19 protein-coding genes are annotated in these 23,122 nt (G+C 46.7%); 6 read left to right on the forward strand and 13 right to left on the reverse strand.

The features are described from left to right. Positions 1-144: 144 nt before the first annotated feature. Positions 145-2,676, forward strand: coding sequence for a CBM96 family carbohydrate-binding protein (locus CLV59_RS03240; protein ID WP_111590557.1), 2,532 nt, complete (start codon positions 145-147; stop codon positions 2,674-2,676). 100 nt (positions 2,677-2,776) lie between these two features. On the opposite strand, the gene CLV59_RS03245 is transcribed toward CLV59_RS03240, so the two are convergent. Next, positions 2,777-3,544: a murein L,D-transpeptidase catalytic domain family protein gene (locus CLV59_RS03245; RefSeq protein ID WP_245950757.1), complete on the reverse strand. Its 768-nt coding sequence runs from the start codon at positions 3,542-3,544 to the stop codon at positions 2,777-2,779. A gap of 355 nt (positions 3,545-3,899) precedes the next feature. On the opposite strand from CLV59_RS03245, the gene CLV59_RS03250 reads away from it, so the two are divergent. The 3 genes from CLV59_RS03250 to CLV59_RS03260 all read left to right on the forward strand — a co-directional run bounded on the left by CLV59_RS03250 (position 3,900) and on the right by CLV59_RS03260 (position 7,334). Continuing rightward, complete coding sequence (locus CLV59_RS03250) at positions 3,900-5,606, forward strand: DUF885 family protein (protein ID WP_111590558.1); 1,707 nt, start codon at positions 3,900-3,902, stop codon at positions 5,604-5,606. A gap of 24 nt (positions 5,607-5,630) precedes the next feature. Then, complete coding sequence (locus CLV59_RS03255) at positions 5,631-6,407, forward strand: DNA-formamidopyrimidine glycosylase family protein (protein ID WP_111590559.1); 777 nt, start codon at positions 5,631-5,633, stop codon at positions 6,405-6,407. Positions 6,408-6,485: 78 nt separating this feature from the next. After that, complete coding sequence (locus CLV59_RS03260) at positions 6,486-7,334, forward strand: bifunctional UDP-sugar hydrolase/5'-nucleotidase (RefSeq protein WP_111590560.1); 849 nt, start codon at positions 6,486-6,488, stop codon at positions 7,332-7,334. On the opposite strand, the gene CLV59_RS03265 is transcribed toward CLV59_RS03260, so the two are convergent. From CLV59_RS03265 to CLV59_RS03305, 9 genes are all read right to left on the reverse strand, one after another. Then, positions 7,331-8,173, reverse strand: coding sequence for an SDR family NAD(P)-dependent oxidoreductase (locus CLV59_RS03265; protein WP_111590561.1), 843 nt, complete (start codon positions 8,171-8,173; stop codon positions 7,331-7,333). The two genes, CLV59_RS03260 and CLV59_RS03265, sit on opposite strands and share 4 nt — an antisense overlap. Before the next feature lie 12 nt (positions 8,174-8,185). Beyond that, complete coding sequence (locus CLV59_RS03270) at positions 8,186-9,058, reverse strand: phytanoyl-CoA dioxygenase family protein (RefSeq protein ID WP_111590562.1); 873 nt, start codon at positions 9,056-9,058, stop codon at positions 8,186-8,188. A gap of 256 nt (positions 9,059-9,314) precedes the next feature. Next, positions 9,315-9,887 (reverse strand): nucleotidyltransferase family protein, encoded by a 573-nt coding sequence (locus CLV59_RS03275; RefSeq protein ID WP_111590563.1) that lies wholly within the window; start codon positions 9,885-9,887, stop codon positions 9,315-9,317. Position 9,888: 1 nt separating this feature from the next. Next, positions 9,889-11,034, reverse strand: coding sequence for an XdhC family protein (locus CLV59_RS03280; RefSeq protein ID WP_245950759.1), 1,146 nt, complete (start codon positions 11,032-11,034; stop codon positions 9,889-9,891). A 4-nt stretch (positions 11,035-11,038) separates the two neighbouring features. Further along, the gene (locus CLV59_RS03285) at positions 11,039-13,237 is read right to left on the reverse strand and encodes a xanthine dehydrogenase family protein molybdopterin-binding subunit (RefSeq protein WP_111590564.1); all 2,199 of its coding nucleotides are present in this window, start codon (positions 13,235-13,237) and stop codon (positions 11,039-11,041) included. Next, on the reverse strand, positions 13,234-14,214 hold the full coding sequence (locus CLV59_RS03290; protein WP_111590565.1) for an FAD binding domain-containing protein: 981 nt from the start codon (positions 14,212-14,214) through the stop codon (positions 13,234-13,236). The genes CLV59_RS03285 and CLV59_RS03290 overlap by 4 nt, the downstream gene beginning before the upstream one ends. Next, complete coding sequence (locus CLV59_RS03295) at positions 14,211-14,843, reverse strand: 2Fe-2S iron-sulfur cluster-binding protein (protein ID WP_111590566.1); 633 nt, start codon at positions 14,841-14,843, stop codon at positions 14,211-14,213. The genes CLV59_RS03290 and CLV59_RS03295 overlap by 4 nt, the downstream gene beginning before the upstream one ends. 101 nt (positions 14,844-14,944) lie before the next feature. After that, positions 14,945-16,162 (reverse strand): tetratricopeptide repeat protein, encoded by a 1,218-nt coding sequence (locus CLV59_RS03300; RefSeq protein ID WP_111590567.1) that lies wholly within the window; start codon positions 16,160-16,162, stop codon positions 14,945-14,947. A 103-nt stretch (positions 16,163-16,265) separates the two neighbouring features. Continuing rightward, positions 16,266-17,240 (reverse strand): sugar phosphate isomerase/epimerase family protein, encoded by a 975-nt coding sequence (locus CLV59_RS03305; RefSeq protein WP_111590568.1) that lies wholly within the window; start codon positions 17,238-17,240, stop codon positions 16,266-16,268. A gap of 144 nt (positions 17,241-17,384) precedes the next feature. Here CLV59_RS03305 and CLV59_RS03310 point away from each other — a divergent pair, with 144 nt between their 5' ends. Together CLV59_RS03310 and lepB are read left to right on the forward strand one after the other, a co-directional pair. After that, entirely contained in the window at positions 17,385-18,284 is a 900-nt protein-coding gene (locus CLV59_RS03310; RefSeq protein WP_111590569.1) for a hypothetical protein, read from the forward strand. A 74-nt stretch (positions 18,285-18,358) separates the two neighbouring features. Next, on the forward strand, positions 18,359-19,519 hold the full coding sequence (gene lepB / locus CLV59_RS03315) for a signal peptidase I (RefSeq protein WP_111590570.1): 1,161 nt from the start codon (positions 18,359-18,361) through the stop codon (positions 19,517-19,519). 50 nt (positions 19,520-19,569) lie between these two features. Here the strand turns inward: lepB and CLV59_RS03320 are convergent, their stop codons facing one another. The 3 genes from CLV59_RS03320 to CLV59_RS03330 form a co-directional block, all read right to left on the reverse strand. Then, on the reverse strand, positions 19,570-20,985 hold the full coding sequence (locus CLV59_RS03320; protein WP_211323707.1) for an amidohydrolase family protein: 1,416 nt from the start codon (positions 20,983-20,985) through the stop codon (positions 19,570-19,572). Beyond that, positions 20,982-22,166: an MFS transporter gene (locus CLV59_RS03325; protein WP_211323708.1), complete on the reverse strand. Its 1,185-nt coding sequence runs from the start codon at positions 22,164-22,166 to the stop codon at positions 20,982-20,984. Before CLV59_RS03325 ends, CLV59_RS03320 begins: the two co-directional genes overlap by 4 nt. Before the next feature lie 84 nt (positions 22,167-22,250). Then, positions 22,251-23,090 (reverse strand): helix-turn-helix domain-containing protein, encoded by an 840-nt coding sequence (locus CLV59_RS03330; protein WP_111590572.1) that lies wholly within the window; start codon positions 23,088-23,090, stop codon positions 22,251-22,253. Between the last annotated feature and the right edge of the window lie 32 nt (positions 23,091-23,122).

The following is a 23,122-nucleotide window of genomic DNA, read 5'->3' on the forward strand; positions in this document are numbered from 1 at the left end:
GCCTGTTAAAAAGATGAATTCTTTTTAACAGGCCTCTTTTCTTTTTATTAAATAAATTATATATTTATGAAATAACCCTTTCTTCCGTTGTAATCGATCATTGCAAAAGTTTCAGATACTCTTTATTTAACCAAAAAACGAACAATGGGAAAATTATCTACCCTTTTGCATTCGATTGCATTTTGCGTTGGTGGTTTGGCGTCGCAGGCAGCGATGGCACAATCCGGCATGAAAGTGATTCCGGTATCAGAAGATACCTATGTAAACAGCAACACCGCAGACGATGGCCGCAATGCCAATTACGGCTCCTCCACGCAGCTCCGTTTCCGGTATTCACAGAACAGTGCCAGCTCGGTTTACAACCTTATTACCTATCTTAAATTCAGTCTGAAAGGACTGGGCCTGCCCGCAGGAACGATCATTGATTCCGCCACGATGCAGGGAACGGTTTATTATTCTCAGACAGGCGCTGGTCATATGTGGCATGTATTGCCAGTGGCCAATAATACCTGGACGGAGACTACTGTTACCTGGAATAATAAACCAGGTATTGGTCCGGATACATTGAGCGTAGTAGCCAAGCCAGCGGATGCTATTGGAGATTCTACGCCTTACACTGCGCTCTGGCGCGGGTTGAGCAGCAGGGTACAATCGGCGCTCAAAGCAGATTCCCTCGTTTCTTTCGCGATCTATACCCGACTGAATTCATCAGCGAATACCTCTATGTATTCCAGGGAATGGACCGTACCCATGCAACGCCCTCAGCTGACGATCTACTATCATCAGGATACGAGTGTGGTAGTGCCTCCGCCGGCGCGGCAGGTAGAAACGCGCAAGCATAACCTGAACATCATCTACTTCCTGCCTACGGATGTAGATACCGTGGCAGGCTATCGGCAACGCCTAAACGGTATTATGCTGCAAACGCAGGATTTTTATCGTAAATGGATGAACTATTACGGCTACACGAATGAGACATTCGGCTTGCGTAAAGACAGCGATGGACTGGTGAAAATCAGTATCCTCCATGGTTTATATGATCGTACGCATTATCCTTATGATGGAGGCGGCACCCAAATTATCCCGGAAGTAAACGCGTTTTTTGCGGCGAACCCTGGTGAGAAAAACAGTACGCATACGCTGGTGATCCTGCCACAGGATGATTATAATCCTTTCTATGGTTTGGGTAATGGCTGGTGCTTTGCGCTGGATAATCCCAATATAGATACGAGCTATTTCGCCACAGGCGGCACTTCCGCCTATATCGGCGGATTGGTGCATGAGCTGGGACATGGCCTGAACCTGCCGCATGATAAAGAAAAAGTATCCGAAAAGAATGATCCTGCCAAAGGTACTGCCCTCATGGGCAGCGGGAACCAGACTTACGGTCGCGCCCCTACGTTTATGACCGCTGGCGAATGCGCTATCCTGCATACTTGTGAGGTATTCAGAACAGAAGATGCTATTACCGATTTATATGGTGGCGGAAATGCTTCATTTACGAATTTCCATTCCAACTATAGCAACGGTAATATTAACTTGTCTGGTAAATTCACCACTACCAAAGCGATCAGTTCTATCGTTATCTACAATGATCAGGATGATGATGGCGCCAACTATGATCAGCTGGCCTGGGTGGGCACGCTGGTTGGCAGCGATAGCTTTAATGTATCTATGCCAGTGGCGGAGTTCTGGAAGAAATACAGTACTTACACGTTGCGCATTAAATTCGTATTTGCGAATGGTTCCTCAAAAGATATCACCTATCCATATCGCTTCGATAATAACATTCCGGTAATAGACATCAATTTCGGCCCTGGCAACAGACCAGATGGTATTACGCCAGTAGCGGATACGTATATACGAAATGGTAGTTATGCCAATACCAATTATGGAAATGATTCTTCCCTGAGCGTGAAGCCTGATCCCAACAGCGGTTATAAACGGGAGACATTCCTGAAGTTCCGACTGAGTGATTATGCAGGTAATTTAGCTCATGTAGACACGGTTCGGTTGAGTCTGAAAGTGCGTGGCGTAAATACGAATGGCGGAAAAACCAATCTGGTCGTGAAATGGGCTGCCAAAACCAACTGGGATAACAGCGACGCTAACAGTCTCACCTGGAATAAATGGACAGCTGACGGCACTTATATCGATTCTCTCAACGCCGGATTTTACTATGGCGGCAACTGGATGACCTGGAACATCAGTAAAGATACTTTGCTAAAGCGTATCCGTAGTGGCGATTCCCTGTTGGTATTCCATGTATATGGCGTTTTCACCGGTACAGATGCCAGTACCTCAGATATCACCTTCTTTGCAAATGAATCTGCTCTTGCCGGCGACAGGCCATCCTTGTCATTGCTGGAGAACAGCGCACTGCAACCTTTATCGGCGCCTGCTTCCATGAACAAGCAGTCGGCCGCTATGTACAGTATGAAACTGGCTGATGGGTTACAGGTATATCCTAACCCTGTCGCCTCTACGCTGAATGTAAACGCAGCAGCGGGAGGTAGCGCCCTAATTAGTAATAGCAATGGCGTGTATGTAAGGAGAGTAATGCTGACAAAAGGAAATGGTAATAGTATTGGAGTGGGAGATCTGCCAGCGGGTACCTACTACCTGCAGCCGGAGAAAGGTAACTATGCTCCTGTGAAATTTATCATAGCGAGATAGGTAAAAGTTATAGCATACATGCATGAAGAATAAAAGAAAGGGCCTGACGCTTGACGTCAGGCCCTTTTTGATTTGTTTTGATGTAGGTAGTACGTTTATATTAAGTAGCACTTGAATCTCTGGAGATCATCTTTGTGTGCATAGAATAAGTTTTATCCCTACTGTAAAGGAAGAGGCAACTGCCGTTGCGGATGCGCTCAATTACTTTGCGGTGAACGCTTTCAGGAATGGCAGGACAGCCGAGGCTTCTGCCAATATATCCTTGTGATTTTATGAGCGATTCATTCACATAATTGGCACTGTGCATTACGATGCCACGAGCCATTGCATTGTCGTTGATGCCGGCTTCTTCTCCCTGTAAACGCAGCGACAAACCATGTTCGCCTCTGTAGGAATCGCCTGTCACGAAGAAACCAAGACTGCTCATAAAGCTGTTCGGACGGTTAGAAAAATTATTGGCACTTACAGTACCGGAATTTCTACCGTGAGACACCAGTGTATTGAACAACAGCATTTTATTCTGTAAGTCAATTACAAAGAGTCTTTTCTTAGTGGAAGGGAGACTAAAATCAATAATAGAAAGTACTTGATCATTCTTGATTTTTCCTTCTTCATTCAGCTTATTATACCCTTGCATGGCATAGTCGAACGCTTCGCGGGATAGTCCTAACGAATCGAGCGCTAATTCATCATAAAGGCTTACTTCTTCTACCTGTAAAGAATCCTGAGCTGGTTGGCCGGTGGAGACATGTTTGGCTGTTAGAATATTCTTGCCTGTGGTACTAAAAGAGGTAATAAGGAATGCAAACGCACATACTGTTACTGCAAAAACCAACGGTTTTATCACTTGCTTCTTTTTCAATTTCACGCCGTAGTTGTTTTAGTTAATTACATTGATTGTTTGGTGGATTTTTTAAAAAATCGAGTAAAACGAATTTACCGATTTTCTCATGGAGATAGCTCACTGAAATGTTGCTTCAGTCTGCTTGTAATGTTATTTTAACAGTTATTTGACATAGGTCGATAAAATGTATATATCTTAAATTTAAAGACAAGGATTGTATATAGGCGGACAATATCAGTAAATCGTATACAGGCATTGCGTCTATCTTTGTTTTGACGTTTCGTAAAAGAGAAAAGCAGCCATAAAAAATACCAGGCCGGTAATGAAAATGCCGGCCTGTTTTATTAATTTTTCAGTCGATTCAAATCCTTCACTTTATATGAAAACATTATTTGTTTCCCTTATGTGCCTATGCCTGTTGCGGGCAGTACCGGTGGTTGCGGAGTCGCCGGTAACAGCATTGATTCAGCGGGTAGATGCCGACGTAAATGGACTAAACCGAGTATATATCTTCCGGAATAGTCCTGAATATTTCAACCGCATGGGGATCTACTATAATGATGTATTGAAAGAACTTCAAAGGATTAACTTTAAATCGTTGTCTGTAGGTGAGCAGGTAGACTATATTCTCTTGCAACGGAATATCCGCCATGAGCTGGGAAACCTGCAAACTAACGCCAATCTGTATACGCAAATAAAACCGCTTATTCCTTTTGCAGACGATATTATGGCCTTGCAGATCAAGCGTCGGCGGGGCGATAAGCCGGATGCACAACAAGTTGCCGCCACATTAGGAAAAGTACAGACCAGCTTGCAAACCGCGCTCGCCGCATCAGATAAGCAAAGTGGTTATAATGCTGTGGCCTACCGCAAGGCTGCTGAGGTAGTGAACGAATTAGAGAAAGGCTTGGAAAACGTATATGACTTTTACTATGGTTATGATCCGCAATTCAGTTGGTGGGTGAAAGAACCCTACCGGAAAGTAGATAGTTTGCTCGCCAGATACAGTGATCAATTGGATAATGTGCTCGCGGATAAAGCCGATAAATCCCTCGATGTTTCCGGTATCAAAGGAACGCCCATTGGTAAGGATGCATTGGAAGAACTCCTGCAATTTGAAATGATTCCCTATGCTCCTGAAGATCTGGTGGCGATTGCCAATAAAGAATTTGCCTGGTGTGATGCAGAAATGAAGAAAGCTGCCGCGGAGATGGGCTATGGTAATGATTGGAAGAAAGCCCTAGAAAAGATTAAAGAAAATCATGTAGCGCCAGGCGATCAGCCAGCACTCATCAACAGGCTGGCAAATGAAGCCATCAGGTATGTGGAAGATAGGCACCTGGTAACGATTCCTGAGTTGGCTAAGGAAAGCTGGCGTATGTACATGCTCACCAAAGAACAACAACGTTTTGCGCCTTTTTTCCTGGGCGGGCCCTCTATACTCATCGCCTATCCGACGATAGATATGGATGAAGCTTCCAAGGAAATGAGTCTGCGTAGCAATAACTACGGATTTGCACATGCTACCGTATTCCATGAATTAATACCAGGTCATAACCTGCAAGGCTATATGAATCAGCGCTACAAGTCCTACCGGCAAGAATTCAGTACGCCATTCTCCGTAGAGGGGTGGGCGTTATACTGGGAAATGCTCCTCTGGGATAAAGGCTTTCATGCCACTCCTGAAGAAAAAGTAGGCGCACTCTTCTGGCGTATGCATCGTTGTGCAAGGATTATTTTCTCCCTGAATTATCATTTGGGTAAATGGACGCCGCAACAGTGCATCGACTTCCTGGTAGAGAGAGTGGGGCATGAGCGATTCAGCGCAGAGTCGGAAGTACGGCGGTCTTTCACTGGAGGCTATGGTCCGTTATATCAGATCGCGTACATGATGGGCGGTCTGCAGTTGCGCGCATTGCATAAGGAAATGGTAGACAGTGGTAAAATGACAGAACTGGCTTTCCATGATACCTTCCTGCAGGAAGGGCCCATTCCGATAGAAATGTACCGTGCCATTATCATGAAACAGCCGCTCAGTCCGGATTATAAATCACAATGGCGTTTTGCCGATCATCTGATTAAATAACTTACTTTTAGGAAAAAGGGAACCATGCCTGAATTACCTGATCTGGAAGTCTTTCAGCAAAATCTGTCCAAGGTATTGCTGAAGAAAAAGTTAGAAGACATTGAAGTGCCTGTGACAAAGAAGCTCAATGTTACTATCGCGGCGCTTAAAAAAGCCTTGGTAGGGCAAACGCTGACGGATATACGCCGGTCGGGGAAAGAGCTGGATTTTATCTTTGGAAAATCTCATACGCTGGCCATGCATATGATGTTGCATGGAAAATTATATTTGCTCAAAGCCGGAGAAGAACAAAAATTTACGATCGCTTTATTGCATTTCACTGGTGGACATACCTTGGCGTTAACTGATTTTCAGCGGGCAGCGGCGCTTACGCTCGATCCGCCGGCAAAAGAGGCTCCGGATGCGCTTTCCAAAGATTTCAATGCGAAGTGGTTAACGGAGACCCTGGCCAAGAAGAAGACGACCATTAAGAAATTCCTGACGGACCAGCATCAGGTATTGGGTATCGGCAATGCCTATGCGGATGAAATCCTTTACACGGCACGTATCTCTCCATTTTCCATTTGTAGCAAAATACCAGAGAAAAAGGTGGCAGACCTGGTGAAAGCTGTACAGAAAGTATTGAAAGACGCGATTACAAAGATCAATAAAAGTCATCCTGGCATCATTGCAGGCGAAGTGAGGGATTTTATGCAGGTACATGTGCCCAGGAAAGAGAAGAGCCCTGGAGGCTATCCTATTAAGCACCTCGATAAGGGAGGCCGCACTTATTACACGGATGAGCAGGAATTGTATAAATAACTTTCGGGGGATGTAGAAATTATCTAGCAGAGAGTTATTATCTTTACGCCCAATTATACCGGATATATCCCAAATACTATGATCACAGAACGTCGTAACTTCTTACGCAATGCCGGACTAGCTACCGGTTTGCTCTTTTTCCAAAAGCCCCTTTTCTCTCTTGCATCTGTTACTGAAAATGCCGCTGTTGTTGGGGGAGATGCCAACAAACTACAAGTGCGTCATACCAATGATTTGCATGGCACTATGCCTGATTTCCTGACTAAAAACAAACAGGGTCTGTTGCTCGATGCTGGCAGTTTTTTGGGTAAGTCCGGGAAATACGCCACAGATCTGGAAATGATTCAGGCAATGAATGGTAAAGGATACCAGGCTGCGGGTATCGGGGTAAATGAGCTGGCTGCAGGACAGGAACATCTGGCTGCATTGCTGGAAGAAATGAAATTTCCGCTGGTCAACTGCAACTATGAATTTTCTGACGTTCGTTTGCAAAAAGGTATCCGTAAATATGTTATCGTATATGCGGGACCGTATAAAATCGGTATTACCGGCGTAGGCGGGGACGTAAAAGGTGTCCGCGGCGTAGAGGTAAAAGATCCGCTGACTGCCGCTACAGCGGTGGCAGCACGCTTAAAACAGGAAATGGACTGCGACTATGTGATTTGTCTGTCCCACCTGGGATATGAGCGGGATCTGACTTTATTGAGTAATAAAAGCATGGTTTCCAATACAAGACATATCAATTATGTGATTGGCGGTGGCATACAGGGCGTTGTGCCCCGTACGCTTGTTGCCTGGAACAAGGATAAAGAAGAAACAATTCTGCACCAGGGGCTGAGCACAAATGATGCTTACTGCCATCTGGACGTTCACTTTAATGAGAACAGGCAGCGCATTGGTATTGCTCCCCGCATGATGTGGGCTTAAATATTTGCAGCAGCTGTTGCTTCCTGTCTGAGGGAAGCAACAGCTGTTTGTTGACGCGTGTCTCCCGTTTCATAAATATCCCCGGCAATCCTCTCCACCAATGTTTTCGGGAAAAATTTAGGTAGCCACGCATTCAGCTTGTTCGTAAACCCCGGAATAATCTCTGCCTTTCCGTTGAATAAACCCCTGATGGCAATCTTCGCCACTGCTTCCGATGTCATATTGAACCGATCCGCAATAGCGCGCGTGCGTGTACCCATACCTGCACGGTTTACAAAATCCGTATCTGTACTACCCGGACTCAAAGCACTCACGGAGATGCCTGTACGCCGCAGCTCATATCGCAGACTCCGCGTAAACGACAACGCGAAAGCCTTGGTGGCCGCATAAATATTCAAATAGGGAACCGGTTGGTAAGCGGTGGTACTCACTACATTCAGCAGGTAAGCCTTTTGAAACTTACGCAACACGGGTATGTATGCGTGAGAAAGACCCACCTGTGCACGGATATTCACATCAATGATATTGAACGAATTGGGCAGTGGAATATGTTCAAAAGCCCCGTTCAGTCCATATCCTGCGTTATTCACTACCACTTGCAGCTGATCATGATATGGCGTGGTAAACTGCACCACTTTCTGCAATGCGTCTGTAGCGGATAAATCCTGGTGCAACGCATGCACATGCACCCGATAAGTAGCTGCCAGTGTAGTAGCCGTATCTTCCAGTGCCTGCCCATCCAGATCCACCAGTAGCAAATGATAATTTTTTTCGGCAAGTGCGGCGGCAATGGCTTTACCAATGCCTTTGGCAGCCCCGGTAACAAGTGCGTATGACATCTTGAAGAAGTTTTAATGAGATGATTTTATCAATTCCTTTTGTGTTGCTTTAGCAGTGGCCCACTGTGGTTTTCCGCCATATAAATGCGCCAGTTTATGGTAGAATGGAGTAGGACTGCCGGTATGTTTAGGCTGATAAGCGCCCGTGATAATGGGTATGTACATTACTCTACGGCGACTCTCCTCTCCAATATTGGGCGATTGCTGCACTCTATGCCATAACCGGCCATCATGGATTGTTAGATCACCCGCCTCGATATTGAAGCCTACTTCTTTCTTATCCGGATGATGATCAATGAAATACTTCTTTCTGAAAAGCAGTCGGAATAAACTCTGTTTATGCGTGCCCGGTAGTACGCGTAATCCGCCGTTTTCCGTTGGGCAATCGTCCAGATGCAGGCCTACGTTCAGCATTGGCATAATACGGCTGCCGAGGAACAGGTCGCGCGGACTATCCGTATGCCATCCCAGTTGCCGGAACTGGCTATTGGCAGAGTTGACATAGTGATTTACTACGAGCCCGTCTTTTTCATTTTCTCCGATGCGGCCATCATAGGGGCCGAGGAGTTGGAGTAGTGACTGGAGGCGCTCATCGCGGAGGAATTCACGTAATACATTGCTGTATTGAGAGGCAAATGCGATGCGTTGGATGAGTGGACTTCCATCTACATCGGTACCAAATTTAAGTGGGGTTCCATTGATTTTCTGGATGTCGTTGCGCAGGAGCAGGTCTTGAACTTGGTTGACCGCGTTGAGCAGCAGGTGAACGGTGTCCTGGTCGATGAAATTTTTAAATTGAATAAAACCATGTTGATGGAACCATGCAAGATGTTCGTTGGTTACCGTCTTATCCAGACGGAACACTGGTTGGCGATTCGTTTTCATGACGAATTAGTTTGTAGGCGGTGAACAAAAAGATTAATGCTGTGGGGCGGAATTAGGTGGGATTACCGCGAAGGTGGTGGGTATTAACAACAACAATATCCAGGACGCATTGAGATCGTCTTGTGTTTCGCCTGCTGGCGATTAACCTGAGAAATAAGTGTTGTTAAGTGTTTCATGGTGATATATTTTAATAGTCTACCATTCTTATAGACAAATATAAAGAAAGTTTCCGCTTACAAAAAAAATATTTTTTCCATTACTGAGAGAGGAGTGCATTATAATCTCCAATGGTATCAATATCAATGCCTCCCTGGGGGAAGTCGACTGTTTTTACCTGGTCTTTATATTGTTGGAGTAGTTTACGGGCGCCTTCGGGGCTTTGGAGGGCTTGTAAAGCGGGGAAAAATGCTTGCTGGAAGAGAACTGGAGTACCAATGGCTTTATTGTATGTACAGGCAACAATAGGGGAGGGTGTTGCGAACATACGATGCAGCAGGCGCGAATCGATAAAAGGTTGATCGCACACTAAAAGGAAAGTGCTACTAACGTTATTGTATGTACGTAGTAAGAATTGCATGCCTGCTGCAATGCTGCTACCCATGCCTTCGGCCCATTTTTCATTGATGACAATATTGATATGCAAGGGTGCAATATGTGGTTGGATATTGGCGGCATTAGCGCCCAGCACTACTATCACCGGACCTATATTACTGTTTAGCGCCGTATGAATAACGCGCTCCAATAATGTTTGCTGTTCCAGTTGCAATAGTTGTTTAGGCTGACCTAATCGCTGAGAAGCGCCGGCGGCAAGGATGATAATACCTGTCATGTCAGAGATGCTGTGTGGTGATTATTTGTGCTCTCCGGTTGTGGATGGCTCCTTTTTTATCGCGGAGGGATTGCCCGCTGGTGGCTGGGCCTGCCGTTACCCGTTTTATTTCGCTGGCGATGCTGAGTGCAATTTCTTCGGGAGTAGCGGCGGCTATATCCAATCCTGCCGGACCGTATATCCGTTCACGTTGTATGGCAGTAATGCTGTCCGATTCTTCCAGCATACGCTGTAGTTTCTTAGCTGGCCCCAGCACGCCAATGTAGGGTAGTGGAAAGTGCACCAGTTGTTGCAGTATTTTCAGATCATAATTATAGTTGTGTGTCATGAGAATGGCTGCGGAGTAAGCGTCTGGAACGAGATGCTCCAGTGCATTTTCTGCTTTTGCGATATGGATAGTCGTATCCGGGAAACGTGTAGCAGTAGCGTAATTGGGCCTACCATCCAATAGGTGCACATGCCATCCCATCACCTGTGCGATGCGGGCCAGCGGTTGTGCATCATTGCCAGCACCCACGATAATTAATTGCGTAGCGGGTGTAATGTAGGATAATAAAGCCGTAAGCTGATAATCCGGGGAGACATATGATTTTATAATACTGGCGCGCTGATGATAGGCTTCCTGTACATCCTGGAGAATAGCTTGTTGCAGCATATCTCCGGGAATGGTACCCACATTCTTATGCTGGCGGCAAAGCATGCGTGTACCTGGTTGAATATCCTTTCGCTGCTCTTTATTGAATAAGGTAATTAGTATGGATTCCTGACGAGTTGAAATAAGTTGTCGGATAAGTTGCAGGGGATTGTTACTGTCTTCTGCTGTAATGGGTTCCAGCAAGATGTATATGATACCATTGCAACCCAGTCCCACACCTAATTGCGCATCATCCTCATCGGTGGTATCGTAGACGACCAACATGGGTTGTTGTTGCATCATGACCAGCTGGGCTTTTCGGAGCGCATCTCCTTCCAGGCATCCGCCGCTGATAGCGCCGGTGAGCGTGCCATTTTCTGTTACCAGCATTCTGGCGCCAGGTTGGCGGTAGGCAGAGCCATCCACATGTACCACTGTAGCCAGTGCTGTGCGGAGGCCCTGTTGTTGCGCTATATCATACGCTTTCACAATATCTTCCAGCTCTTTTATCATAACATTATATCAGCTTATCTGGTGTGATAGGCAGATCCCGAACGCGTTTGCCGGTGGCGTTATATACTGCGTTGGAAACGGCGGCAGCAAAACCTATCAATGCAATTTCTCCCATTCCTTTCGAACCCATTGGGTTGATGACAGGATCTTTTTTATTGATGAAAAGAATATCTGTAGGAGGCGTATCTGCGTGTACCGGTACATGATAGTCGCCGAAATTATTATTGGCATATCTGCCATAGCGATGATCCAGTACGGCTTCTTCTGTCAGTGCCATACCAATACCACCTACTACGCCGCCGATCATCTGGCTGGCAGCAGTTTTTGAATTTACAATAGTACCGCTGTCGGCCACAGATACCACATGTTTGATACGTACTATTCCTGTAGATGCGTGTACATGCACTTTCGCGAAGTGTACAGAGAAAGAATACATAGAATATTTCTTTCTTTCATCGCCCGCTTTGGAGGTAGTCGTAACCTGTAATACAGGCGTATTAGACTTTTGCAGGATATCGCTTAATGAGATTTCCATTTTTCCTGCGTCGCCTGCTGTAACCAGGTAACCATTTTCGAATGTGGAATTTTCCGGCGTACTGTTTTTGAAGTCGGGAATATGTGTCGTGGCTAACTCCAGCAGTTTCGTTTTCAGCTCCTGGCAAACGTCGTGTACGGCGCTACCTACAGTAGAGACGGTGGCGGAGCCGCCTTGTTCCGGCGCATCTGGAAAAGTAGATTCGCCCAGTTGAAATTGAATATGATTGGGGGAGATGCCGGTCGCGTCGGCAGCAATTTGTACCATTGCAGTAGCGGTGCCGGGCCCGATATCTGTGGTGGCGCTTTGTACTACCAGAGAGCCATCTGATTTAAAGATGGCGCCGGCGCTGGCTTTCCCGCGGTGCGCGCCGAATACGCCTGTGCTAACGCCGTAACCCACGAACCAATCGCCTTCTTTGAGGGCGCGTGGATTGGCGGGTCTGTTGTTCCAGCCTATTTTGGCGGCTCCCATTTCGTAAGCTTCCCGGAGGTAGTTACTGGAGAAAGGGAGATTTTTTTCAGGATCTGTTGCAGCATAGTTTTTCACACGCAATGCCAGTGGGTCCATTCCTAATTTATAGGAGAGCTCATCGATGGCGGATTCCAATGCGAATGCGCCGGTGGCTTCGCCGGGGCCGCGCATCCAGATGGGCGTGCAGACATTGATAGGCACTATTTTATAGCGTGTATTTACATTCGGGCATGCATACATGAACCGGCTCATACTGGTGATGGCCTCTGTGAAATCTTCATAAGTAGAGGTACTGGCGATTGCCTCATGGGTGATGCCTACCAGTTGTCCATCTTGTGTAGCGCCGATACCGATTTTCTGATCTGCTGCCGGCCGATGTCCTACCATGGTGAACATCTGATCTCTGCTGATGACCAGTTTTACTGGTTTGCCTACTTTCTTTGCGGCAATGATGGTCGCAATTTCGTGTGGCCATATCCGTAGTGCCATCCCGAAACCGCCGCCTACAAAGGGGGAGTGGACAACGATATTCTGATCCGGGATTTGGAATATCTCCCGGAGGGCTACCTGACTGTTTTTTACGCCTTGTGTTTTTGACCAGATGGTTAGGTTATCCGGGCCATCCCATTTGGCGATGATACCGGCGAGTTCCATTGGATTATGTACTTCAATAGGCGTACTATAGCTGGCTTCCAGCTGTACCGGCGCTGTTTTCCATGCATCGGTAGTACCGCGTACATAATCTTTCATACGGTCTGTTTGATAGGCGGCTTTATCGTTGGCGCGCATATCCGTATGGTGCACCTCTTGTTCGTATTGTATTTTCACCAGAGAAGCGGCGTATACGGCTCTTTCCATGGTATTGGCCACCACGATAGCTACGGGTTGTCCGTTGGCATAAATGCGATCATCTGCAAAGATGCGGAGTTGTCGTCTGGCCTTTCCATCTGGTTGTTTATATCCGGGAGCAGGAGCTGTATTCAGATGAGATACAACGTCCAATACGCCTGGGGCGTGGAGGGCCGCTTTGGTATCAATGCTTTTAATGCGGCCGCTGGCGATTGTACTGCATACCAGGCAGGCATGCTGTAGATCTTCCATGTGATTGTCCGCGAAATATTTAGCGCCGCCGGTTACTTTTAATCGGCCATCTACACGGTCGAGCGGTTTGCCTACATTTTTATCCTGTCTCATACCGATGTTGCTTTTAATAGTGCAGTGACAATACTATTCGGGGCCAGCTGCAGTTTGAAGGAATTGTGTTCATATGCCTTTGCATTTTCCATGGCAACGGTGGCGGCTACACGAAAATTTTCTTCTGTAGCTGTTTTACCGATGAGTGATTGCTCCGCGGCTGCGAGTCGCCAAGGCTTATGTGCCACACCGCCCATGGCTAGTCTGGCTGATTTGATAACATTCCCATCCAGTTCCAGGGCCGCGGCTACAGATACCAATGCAAATGCATAGGAAGCTCTGTCTCTGACTTTCAGGTAGTAGATATTCTTCGTGTATGGATTATTGGGAATTTCCACGGCAGTAATCAGTTCTCCTTTGCCGAGGTTATTATCTTTTTCGGGCGTATCTCCTGGCAGGCGATGGAAGTCGGCGAAAGGAATTTTTCGTTCTCCTTTCGGACCGGTTACCAGCACTGTTGCATCGAGGGCTACGAGTGCTACGCACATATCGCTGGGATGTACTGCGATGCATTTATCGCTTGCGCCGAAAATGGCGTGCATGCGATTTACGCCGCCAATAGCGCCGCATCCGGAGCCTGGCTGGCGTTTATTGCAAGGCATGGCCGTATCATAAAAATAAGAACATCGGGTGCGTTGCATCATATTTCCGCCTACAGTAGCCATGTTGCGCAGTTGCTGTGAAGCGCCTGCCAGCAAGGCTTGAGAGAGCAGAGGGAATTGTGCTTTCACCTGATTATCGGCGGCTACTGTACTGTTGAGTGCCAATGCGCCGATATGCAATTTATCTTTGCTGAGTTGAATATCTTTTAGGGGAAGATTGTTGATGTCTACCAGTTTTTCAGGTTGCATCACGCCGTTCTTCATGAGGTCCAGGAGGTTGGTGCCGCCAGCAATGAACCGGGAATTGTCTCCTTTGGAAACGGCGTCTATAGCTGCTTTCGGGCTATTGGCCCTTACGAATGAGAATGGATTCATACTTTTTGCCCTCCTTGTTTTACTTCCAGGACGGCGCTGACAATATTGTCATAAGCGCCACAGCGACAAATATTCCCGCTCATAAATTCACGTATTTCTTCCGGTGAGTTGGCGTGTCCTTCCCGGATACATGCCACTGCTGACATGATCTGGCCTGGCGTACAGTAACCGCACTGGAAGCCATCGTGCTTAATAAAAGCCTGTTGCATGGGATGTAATTCCTCTCCGTTAGCAAGTCCTTCGATGGTAGTGATTTTCTTGCCTTCCTGCATGACGGCAAGCGTCAGACAGGAGTTTACCCGCATACCATTGATATGAACGGTGCAAGCGCCACACTGGCCATGGTCGCAGCCTTTCTTGGTGCCGGTGAGGGCTAATTGTTCCCGTAGAAGATCCAGCAGGGTAGTGCGTGGTTCTACAGATAGCTGTTGTTTTTTCCCATTAATCTCCATGCTCACAGGTACTTTTTCGAAGAGAGCGGCGATGGCTTCATCTTTTTCCGCTGCTTTCAGTACGATAGGAGGAGTTAGTGCAAGCGCCATCATAGCGGTGGACTGCTTGAGGAAACCGCGACGGGTTTCGTGGAATTCTTTTTGTTCTGATTGTTTTTCGCTGTGGTCTTGTGACATACACAAGTATTTTGTACACTCGAAATTTAGCTAAAAAAAACGGTTATTTCCGCTTTTTTTGAAGAGCGGAAACAACCGTTAGGAAAAGGTTTTGCGGGTTATCAGAAGCCTGCGTCGCGAAGGTGTTGCAGCCACTGCTGCCCGAATTCATTTGCTGGTTCCAGTTGCAACAGTCTTTCGAAAGAGGCTTTCGCTTCTTTGAACTGATCCATATGATAGAAAAGAATAGCTCTGTTCAGGTGTACGTATGGATTGTTGGGCGCGATTTTCATGGCCTCATCATAGCTTTCCATAGCTTCCGGATACTTTTCTTGTAGCATGAGCACGGAACCTTTATTCATGAGGAGACTGGCATCAGTTGGCGCTTGTTCCAGGCCTTTGTTGGCAAATTGAAGCGCTGATTCCAGGCGCATTTCCACGCTTTTGCGGAGATCTTCATTTTCGCCGTTATCTTCCATGAACTGGATGGAATGAGTCACGGACTCCATGAGGGTCACTACTTGCTGAGAGTACCAGGTAGCGCTTTTTTCCACTTCCTGTGAAAAAGGAATGGCGTCGAGGTCCAGTTCTTCTGTTGTTTCCGGCGCAGTGGGCATCCACTGACGGGCTGGTTCATACCACCAGTTGCAGAATTCGCCCAGTTCTCCGCCATGCGGAATATCTTCAATGTAGGGGAGGCCTTCCTGAGGAATTGCGTTTTTGCTGATGATAATCTGGAAGATGGTTTCCAGGTCTTGTTTCTGCAGTGGGATACCGTCTTGTTCCGCTTGCATCACCATATAAGGGAGCAGCAGGTACCATAGGCTCAACAGATCGGTGAAATCCTGTTTGGCGGCGTATTCCACGATAGTCAGTGCCAGATGGAAGAAGCCCATTGGTTCGGGGGCGGTTGCATCTTTGCCGGAGATCGTGCCTGTGGCCACCATTGCAGACCATAACAGGGAACCTGCATCGCAGTACAGGATGTATTGTTTGGTAGCATGATCGTAGTTGGCGTATCCTGCTACCGGATTGGAAGTAGCGTCCCATTCTTTGCCTGGATTGGCATAGATGAAACTGAATTTCTGATCGGCTGCCAGATGATCGAAGTAGGCCTGGTGTTCCAGGTAGGTTGGGTGAGCAGTGATCGGAAAAGTATATACGTAGTGATGTTTAACCAGTGTATCCATTACCCTGAAATGGGTAAAGCCAGTATCAAAGCTGTCTTGCAGCTGGTACAGGTTGAAGAAGAGACTTCTGTAGTCAGCCTGGGAATCCTGACTGTTGTCCAGGCAGAGAATAGATAACTCTACCAGTGATTCTATTTCGTGCATCGCCATAGTTACTGCATTATTTTGCCGCAAAACTAGGACATTTCTGCCTTTTCTGTAGAGAGGGGGAGGAAAAGCCTTCGGCAGACACGTGTCTGCCGAAGGCGAAATATTATTTAAGCAACGTATTTTTTACGTAGTTATAGCTGTTGGTGATACTTTGGTAAGGCTCAGTGGTGATTCTGTCCTGTTCCACATAGAGGTGTTTCACGCCAGCTGCCGGCGCTTTGGCCAGGATGCGTTTGAAGTCTACTGCACCGGAACCAACATCCGCAAAAGAGGCCATAGACAATAGTTCCATCGCTTTTTTATCGGCATTGGCAGGAGATACGAGTACTTCTTGTTTGGCTTTGTCGATATCTTTCACGTGCAGGGCAAAGAAACGTCCCGGGGCTTGTGCAAACAATTTCACAGGATCGAAGCCGGATTTGATGGCCCAGAATAAGTCGAGTTCAAAAAATACAGACGATTTATCTGTGTTTTTCAGCATGATATCATACCCGGTACCAGGAGCGTCTGTGAGTGGCTTGAATTCCCAGAAGTGATTATGGTAGGCTACATGCAGTCCGGATTTTTTACAATATTCTGCCGCCTTATTCAATTGATCTGCAACGAATTTGTAGTAGTCGGCCGTAGGAGGCGTATCCCATTCCGGGAAAGGCAGTGCGGGCACTACAAAATATTTCTGGCCCAGTTCTGCTGCATATTCTACTTGAGCCTTCAGCTCATCATCTTTTCCATTTCCTTTGGTGAGGAAATGGTTGAGGCCATAGTGGCCACTTGGAGAAACCAGGTCCAGACTTTTTAATATCGCTTTCAGTTCTTTCACGGTCAGGCCCCAGAATTTTCCTGCATCTCCTGGCTGATAGCCGTAATAAGTTTCTACTTCTCTGTAGCCGATTTTAGCTACGCTGATGAGGGTTTCTTTGGCATTTTTGTCCAGCAGATCACGGAGTGTATACAGCTGTATGCCTACTTTTTTAGGGAGGCCATTGTCTTTAGCGAAGGCGGAAACTGCGCCGGGCAACATCATTGCAGCAGCCATTAAACCAGTCTGCTGAAGAAACGAACGTCTTGAAGTACTCATATGAAGAACATTATTATAACGTGGAAATATGTCGGGATGAAAATAGTAAAACGAAATTGATTGCAATGAAAAATTATTGCAAGGCACAATAATTTAGGAATATATTCCGTATTTATCTTATCTAATCACACCTACAACTAACGCATGAAGCATCTGTTATTATCTGCTTGTATTCTGTTACTGCTGTCAGCTTGCAGTAAGTCGTCTGATCCTGCCACTACGGGCCCTCAGCTGATCTTTAAATTCCATTTTGATTCTACGCAGGCGCGGCTGGGTAATACGGGCCAGCCGGTATCTGTTGCGGCGGGGAATGCCGGGCAGCATCCTCTTTTTCGCAAAATGAGTTCTCATTATCTGGAACTGGCGCCTACGGCCAATACGATGTTAGGAAAGGGGGCTATTTTGTATCGTGCGCCAGAAACTACTGCTGGCGGCGAGTCTGCCATCGATTTTAGCAAGTCCACCGCAGTAGGCGAGGGCGAAACTTTCTTCAAGGTACCACTGAGCCAGGTGGCGGCCGGCAGTTATGAGTGGTTGCGGTTATCCCTGGCTTTTCAGGAGTATGATGTGTCTTTTCACGTGGATACGGTGATCAGCGGTTTTCCTATCAAGGGAGATTATACGGGCACTGTGGCTTCGTTTATTGGCTTTAATACTTATTTGCAGGACTTCCTTGTAAAAACGAAAACGGTTTCTGTCAATGGTAACCGTAAGCAGGGTTACTGGGCTTTTGAATCTGCGTTGGCGGGGCAGCCGAATGTGGTGTCTGGTCAGGCGCCGGCAGGGGCTACTACGGTGGTGAATCCATTGTTTGCCACATCGCCTGTACCGGCGGGGTCTTGTGTGGTAACTGCGGCATTTGCCCCTGGTAAGCTGGTGATTACCGGACAGGAGCAAAAAGATATAGTCGTTACCGTTAGTTTGTCTGTGAATAAGAGTTTTGAGTGGGTGGACGACAATAAGGACGGAAAGTGGGAGCCGCTGAGTGGAGAGAAAGTTGTAGATATGGGCATTCGCGGAATGATTCCCCGTATTGGCAACTAAAAAATGCTGATACCCTGCTGCAACTGAGCTGCAGCAGGGTATAGTACATTCATCCACACTTAAATCAGTGACGGATGAAGTTTTTTTCCCCACGTAAGCCTGCCGCGAATACTGAAAAGAAAAAGAAATCATTGCTCAGGGAATGGATTGATGCGGTTGTTTTCGCAGTGATAGTGGCTACTCTCATCAGAACATTTCTATTTGAAGCATTTGTTATCCCTTCTCCATCCATGGAGCAGACGTTATTAGTGAACGATTATATTTTTGTAAGTAAGGTCAGTTATGGCCCCAGGATACCTAATACCCCACTGGCCATTCCATTTACAAATGCTACCATGCCTTTTTTTGTGGGGGTAAAGCCTTATTCCACCGCTGTTAAATGGCCTTTTATGCGGCTGCCAGGATTTGGCAAGCCTAAGAGAAATGATGTGATTGTATTTAATTTACCAATAGGAGATTCGGTGTTACTGAATAAAAAAGGCGAAGAGGTAGATTATTATCATGAATTATATAAAGAAAGATATTTATTGGATGTCCGTCCGGTAGATAAGCGGGCTACCTGGATAAAACGCTGCATAGGATTACCGGGAGATACGATCACCATCAGGGATGCCATGATATCTGTTAACGGTCAGCCGCAAGTATTACCCCCAACATCAGAGTTGAAATACGTAATTATCGATAACTCTTGTAAAACATTGCCAGATTCATTGCGCAAGGCTTTACGAATCGATAGTAATTTCTATCAGTTTTATGCAGATTCAACCAAAACATTGTATAACCTAACAGCAGAGGCGAGTGAAAAACTGCGAAAGATGGGTTATCGGATGGAGGTGTTTTTGTCAACCGAGAAGGATAGAAGAATGTTCCCTTATGATACCATGTATGCGTGGAACCGGGATCACTATGGTCCTGTTTATGTGCCGAAGAAAGGAGATGTAGTGCAATTGACCAACGAAAACATCGGGTTATATACCCGGATAATTGCCAGTTACGAAGGGAATAAGTTGGATACGACGAAAGGAAGGATATTGATAAATGGAGTGCCCGCGTCTTCCTATAAATTTAAAATGAATTATTACTGGATGATGGGAGATAACAGGCATAACTCTGAAGACTCCCGTTACTGGGGCTTTCTGCCGGAAGATCACATTGTAGGAAAGGCGTCTTTGATATGGTTAAGCGTGGGTCCTGGTAATATTAGATGGCGAAGAATGCTTCACTTTATTCAATAAAAAACCGTCTCTGCAGATGGAGCAGAGACGGCAGTTCAATGTTCATTATTCTATTTATTGCTGTTGCTTACTTGTTGTAACAATCCATCCAGCGCTTGTCTGTTCAGCAGTTTCCCTTTAACTACTACTGCATTTATTTTTTGCGTGTTGGTGATATCGTCCAGTGGATTGGCATTCAATAATAGGATGTCTGCCTTTTTACCGGGAGCGATTGCGCCGTAATTAGTTTTGTGCAGGAATTCAGGAGAATTAATCACAGAGGCTTGTAATGCCTGCAATGGCGTGATATGGCCGAATTGTACCATCAGTGCCAGTTCCTGGTGCAAACCAATTCCCGGATAGTCGTAAGAGTTAAGATAGCCTGCATCTGTACCTGCCATTAGTTTCACGCCGGCTTTTTCCAGCAGCGGCAGAATCGCCGCGGTTTTGGCAAATACTTCCTTGCGCCATGCGATAGCGGCGCTATCGTCTTGCATGGTACGGTTTACGCGCCATGCGTAAGTGCCCTGAATCCCTTTACCGATGTATTGCAGGTAGGGATCATGTTTATGATCATCCTGATCCAGGTAGGCAAGCAGGTGAGGCAGTGTAAGCGTGGGCGTTACTGCTGTACCGCGGGCGGCCATCATACGATACGTTTTCATAGCTGCTGCGGTGTCGAAATGAGACATGATATATTTGTTAATATCACGACCTTTCAATTCGCCTTTTGCAATCATCTGAGATAAGGCGGCTTCATCTTTCACGCCTGCTTTCCACGCATATCCCAGATGTTCTACTGCGCTCAGTCCTGCTGCTGTAACCTGGTCCATTGTGAGTGTATATGGAATATGGGCAGACACGGCCCATCCGCGTTTCCGGGCTTCCCTCAAAGCTTCGAGATAGAGATCGTTTTTGAGGGTGTTGTCTGTCACTTTTATGAAGTCCACTTTAATACGTTGCAATGAATCCAGCGCTTTTTGCAATTCTTCGCTGGTGCCTATTTCCAGGTCGTTCAGCCAGATGGATTTATAGCCTTCCAGTTTAGGTCCGGAGGTGAAAATAGTAGGACCTTGCAGGGTACCATTGTTGACTTCTCCTCTCCATTTTATCACGAGGTCGCTGATATCTGCGGAGCAATCTCGCACGGTGGTGATACCATGGGCCAGATATAAAGGGAGGAAGTTTTTGTTTTCATTGGCGAGGGTATCGCCGCCACCGAAGTGCATGTGCATATCCCATAATCCGGGCATGGCATATTTTCCGGCAGCGTTGTAAGTTTCGCTGGCTTTGAATTTATTGGCCTTGCTATCGTTTGTAACAGCGATGATCGTATCATGGCGAACGATGATAGATTGGCCTGATTTAATTTCTCCGGTACGAACGTCGATGACTTTCGTGTTGCGGATAATGAGATCGGCCTGTTGGCTGAAGGCGCTGATGCTACCTGCCATTGCGATAGCGGCCAGCAGAATTTTTTTCATCATTGTAGGTGGCGTTGTTTTATGTTGATGATAAATGCGGTCAGTATGAATGCCGCGCCCAGTAAGCATACGGCTATCCAACCGCCTTCGCCCCATGCGATGGCGCCCAGTAATGATCCTACGGAACCGCCTGCAAAGGAACTGGAAATATATACTGTATTGAGTCGGCTTCTGGCTTCCGGACGCAGTGCAAATACTTTCGATTGATTGGAGATATGCGTTACCTGCATACCTACGTCTAACAATATTACACCTGCTATTAAACCTAACAGCGAAGCGGCGGAGAAGCCCATTATCAGATAGGCGGCCAGTGCGGCAATAATACCTAAACGAATTGTAAAGTGAGGTCCTTTATTGTCGGTCGATTTACCGGCAATAGGCGCTGCCAGTGCGCCACAGGCTCCGATGATGCCAAATAAACCTACCATATCGCTTTTGAAGAAGAAAGGACTTCCTTCCAGCAGGAATACGAGGGTGGTCCAGAAGACGCTGAAGGCGCCGAACATGCAGAAGCCGGTGAAAGCTGCTTGTCGTAAGGAAGGTAATTCCCTGATTAAAGTAACCAGTGATTTCATCAGGCTGGCATAGCTTCCCATGAAGGAAGGCGGATTTTTAGGCAGTTTAGCGGCAAGAATAAACATGAGTATCACCATGGAGATACCGCCGGTGATGAATACTGTTCTCCAGCCCAAATGTGCGCCAATAAAGCCGCTGAGGGTACGGGATAAGAGGATGCCGATGAGTAATCCGCTCATCACTTTCCCTACAATGCGCCCTCTGGATTCTTCCGGAGCCAGTGTAGCGGCCATGGGCAGCAACAGTTGTGGTACGGCGGAGAAGAATCCTATGAGTAAACTGGCCGCTATCAGCATGGGGAAGTTGACTGCGGCGGCAGCCAGGAACATGCAGACAGCGGCGCCTGCAATTTTTATCAGGATTAGTTTTCGTCTTTCTGTTTTATCGCCCAGCGGCACAATGAATAATAATCCCAGTGTATAACCTACCTGGGTAATAGTAGCTATAATGCTTACCTGGCCAGCGCTCAGGTGGAATGTCTCTGCGATTTGTACCAGCAGAGGTTGGTTGTAATAAATGTTGGCAACTACCAATCCACATGTGATGGCCATCAGCATAACCAGTCCTTTGCTTATCGTGGTAGCAGGGGCTTTTACACGTTTGTCCATAAAAACATTTTCAATCATATACCTGCAAAGGTAGCGGGAGGTAGAAGGGGAAAATGGTACTCATTATCACATTGCGGGTACTTTTTATTTTTTGCGTCGGAACTCCAATGGGGTCTGGGAAGTGTATTTGCGGAAGAAGCGGGAGAAGTAGGAACTATCTTTAAAGCCCAGTGAATAAGCTATTTCGCGGATGTCCATGGTGGTGAGGGAGAGCATGCGTTTGGCTTCCAGGAGTATGCGTTCGCGGATATATTCTCCGGCGGTGCGTCCTGTTTCGCGGCTACATACCTGGTTCAGGTAGCTGGGGGTAATATGGAGTTTGTCGGCATAGAACTGAACGCCTGCTTCCTGGGTATAGTGTCTTTCTAACAGTTGCAGAAATTTATTAATCAGGTGATTGCTGGTACTGTGGCTGATTCCAGGATGCGCGGTGGTATACCAACGTTGGAGCAGGAATAAAACCACTTGTAAACGATGGTGGAGGATATTGCTGTAGAGTGGCTGGTGATGGGCATTTTCTTCGTTCATTAGGCGGAATTCCTGTTGGATTTGTTTCAACTGTGCGGGGGTAAGTTGGAGAACAGGAATCGCATTAGGTGTGAAGAAGGGCCACAGCGGGCCTTTCTGAGCAAGGAAAGCTGGAGAAAACATCACCTGGTAGCCGTGGGTATCTGCGGAGATATCCCATTGATGGGCCTGGCCTGGCGCGAGGAAAAAAATGCAGCGGTCGTGTACAGGATATTCTTCAAAATCGATGGTATGTGTGCCTGCTCCTTTTTCTATGAGCATCAGCATATAGAAATCATGTTTATGCGGTTCCGCTATCACAGTGGTGTTGATAGGGGCATGCTGAATGATTTTGAAATCTTCCGCTCTGTAGGGAAGGTCAAATATCTTTTCTATACCGAAAACAGGCAGTTTCATATGTTATAAAGGTAGTACAATGATTTGTGCTA

Source organism: Chitinophaga dinghuensis, from assembly GCF_003259435.1.
Lineage (GTDB): Bacteria > Bacteroidota > Bacteroidia > Chitinophagales > Chitinophagaceae > Chitinophaga > Chitinophaga dinghuensis.

Excerpts from the sequence above, each read along its gene's own strand:
- CLV59_RS03305 (WP_111590568.1), bottom strand. The coding sequence starts at position 17,240 with ATGAGTACTTCAAGACGTTCGTTTCTTCAGCAGACTGGTTTAATGGCT.
- CLV59_RS03290 (WP_111590565.1), bottom strand. The coding sequence starts at position 14,214 with ATGAATCCATTCTCATTCGTAAGGGCCAATAGCCCGAAAGCAGCTATA.
- CLV59_RS03310 (WP_111590569.1), top strand. The coding sequence starts at position 17,385 with ATGAAGCATCTGTTATTATCTGCTTGTATTCTGTTACTGCTGTCAGCT.
- CLV59_RS03325 (WP_211323708.1), bottom strand. The coding sequence starts at position 22,166 with ATGGACAAACGTGTAAAAGCCCCTGCTACCACGATAAGCAAAGGACTG.
- CLV59_RS03295 (WP_111590566.1), bottom strand. The coding sequence starts at position 14,843 with ATGTCACAAGACCACAGCGAAAAACAATCAGAACAAAAAGAATTCCAC.
- CLV59_RS03320 (WP_211323707.1), bottom strand. The coding sequence starts at position 20,985 with ATGATGAAAAAAATTCTGCTGGCCGCTATCGCAATGGCAGGTAGCATC.
- CLV59_RS03265 (WP_111590561.1), bottom strand. The coding sequence starts at position 8,173 with ATGTCATACGCACTTGTTACCGGGGCTGCCAAAGGCATTGGTAAAGCC.
- CLV59_RS03275 (WP_111590563.1), bottom strand. The coding sequence starts at position 9,887 with ATGACAGGTATTATCATCCTTGCCGCCGGCGCTTCTCAGCGATTAGGT.
- CLV59_RS03330 (WP_111590572.1), bottom strand. The coding sequence starts at position 23,090 with ATGAAACTGCCTGTTTTCGGTATAGAAAAGATATTTGACCTTCCCTAC.
- lepB (WP_111590570.1), top strand. The coding sequence starts at position 18,359 with ATGAAGTTTTTTTCCCCACGTAAGCCTGCCGCGAATACTGAAAAGAAA.
- CLV59_RS03255 (WP_111590559.1), top strand. The coding sequence starts at position 5,631 with ATGCCTGAATTACCTGATCTGGAAGTCTTTCAGCAAAATCTGTCCAAG.
- CLV59_RS03240 (WP_111590557.1), top strand. The coding sequence starts at position 145 with ATGGGAAAATTATCTACCCTTTTGCATTCGATTGCATTTTGCGTTGGT.
- CLV59_RS03300 (WP_111590567.1), bottom strand. The coding sequence starts at position 16,162 with ATGGCGATGCACGAAATAGAATCACTGGTAGAGTTATCTATTCTCTGC.
- CLV59_RS03285 (WP_111590564.1), bottom strand. The coding sequence starts at position 13,237 with ATGAGACAGGATAAAAATGTAGGCAAACCGCTCGACCGTGTAGATGGC.
- CLV59_RS03250 (WP_111590558.1), top strand. The coding sequence starts at position 3,900 with ATGAAAACATTATTTGTTTCCCTTATGTGCCTATGCCTGTTGCGGGCA.
- CLV59_RS03280 (WP_245950759.1), bottom strand. The coding sequence starts at position 11,034 with ATGATAAAAGAGCTGGAAGATATTGTGAAAGCGTATGATATAGCGCAA.
- CLV59_RS03270 (WP_111590562.1), bottom strand. The coding sequence starts at position 9,058 with ATGAAAACGAATCGCCAACCAGTGTTCCGTCTGGATAAGACGGTAACC.
- CLV59_RS03260 (WP_111590560.1), top strand. The coding sequence starts at position 6,486 with ATGATCACAGAACGTCGTAACTTCTTACGCAATGCCGGACTAGCTACC.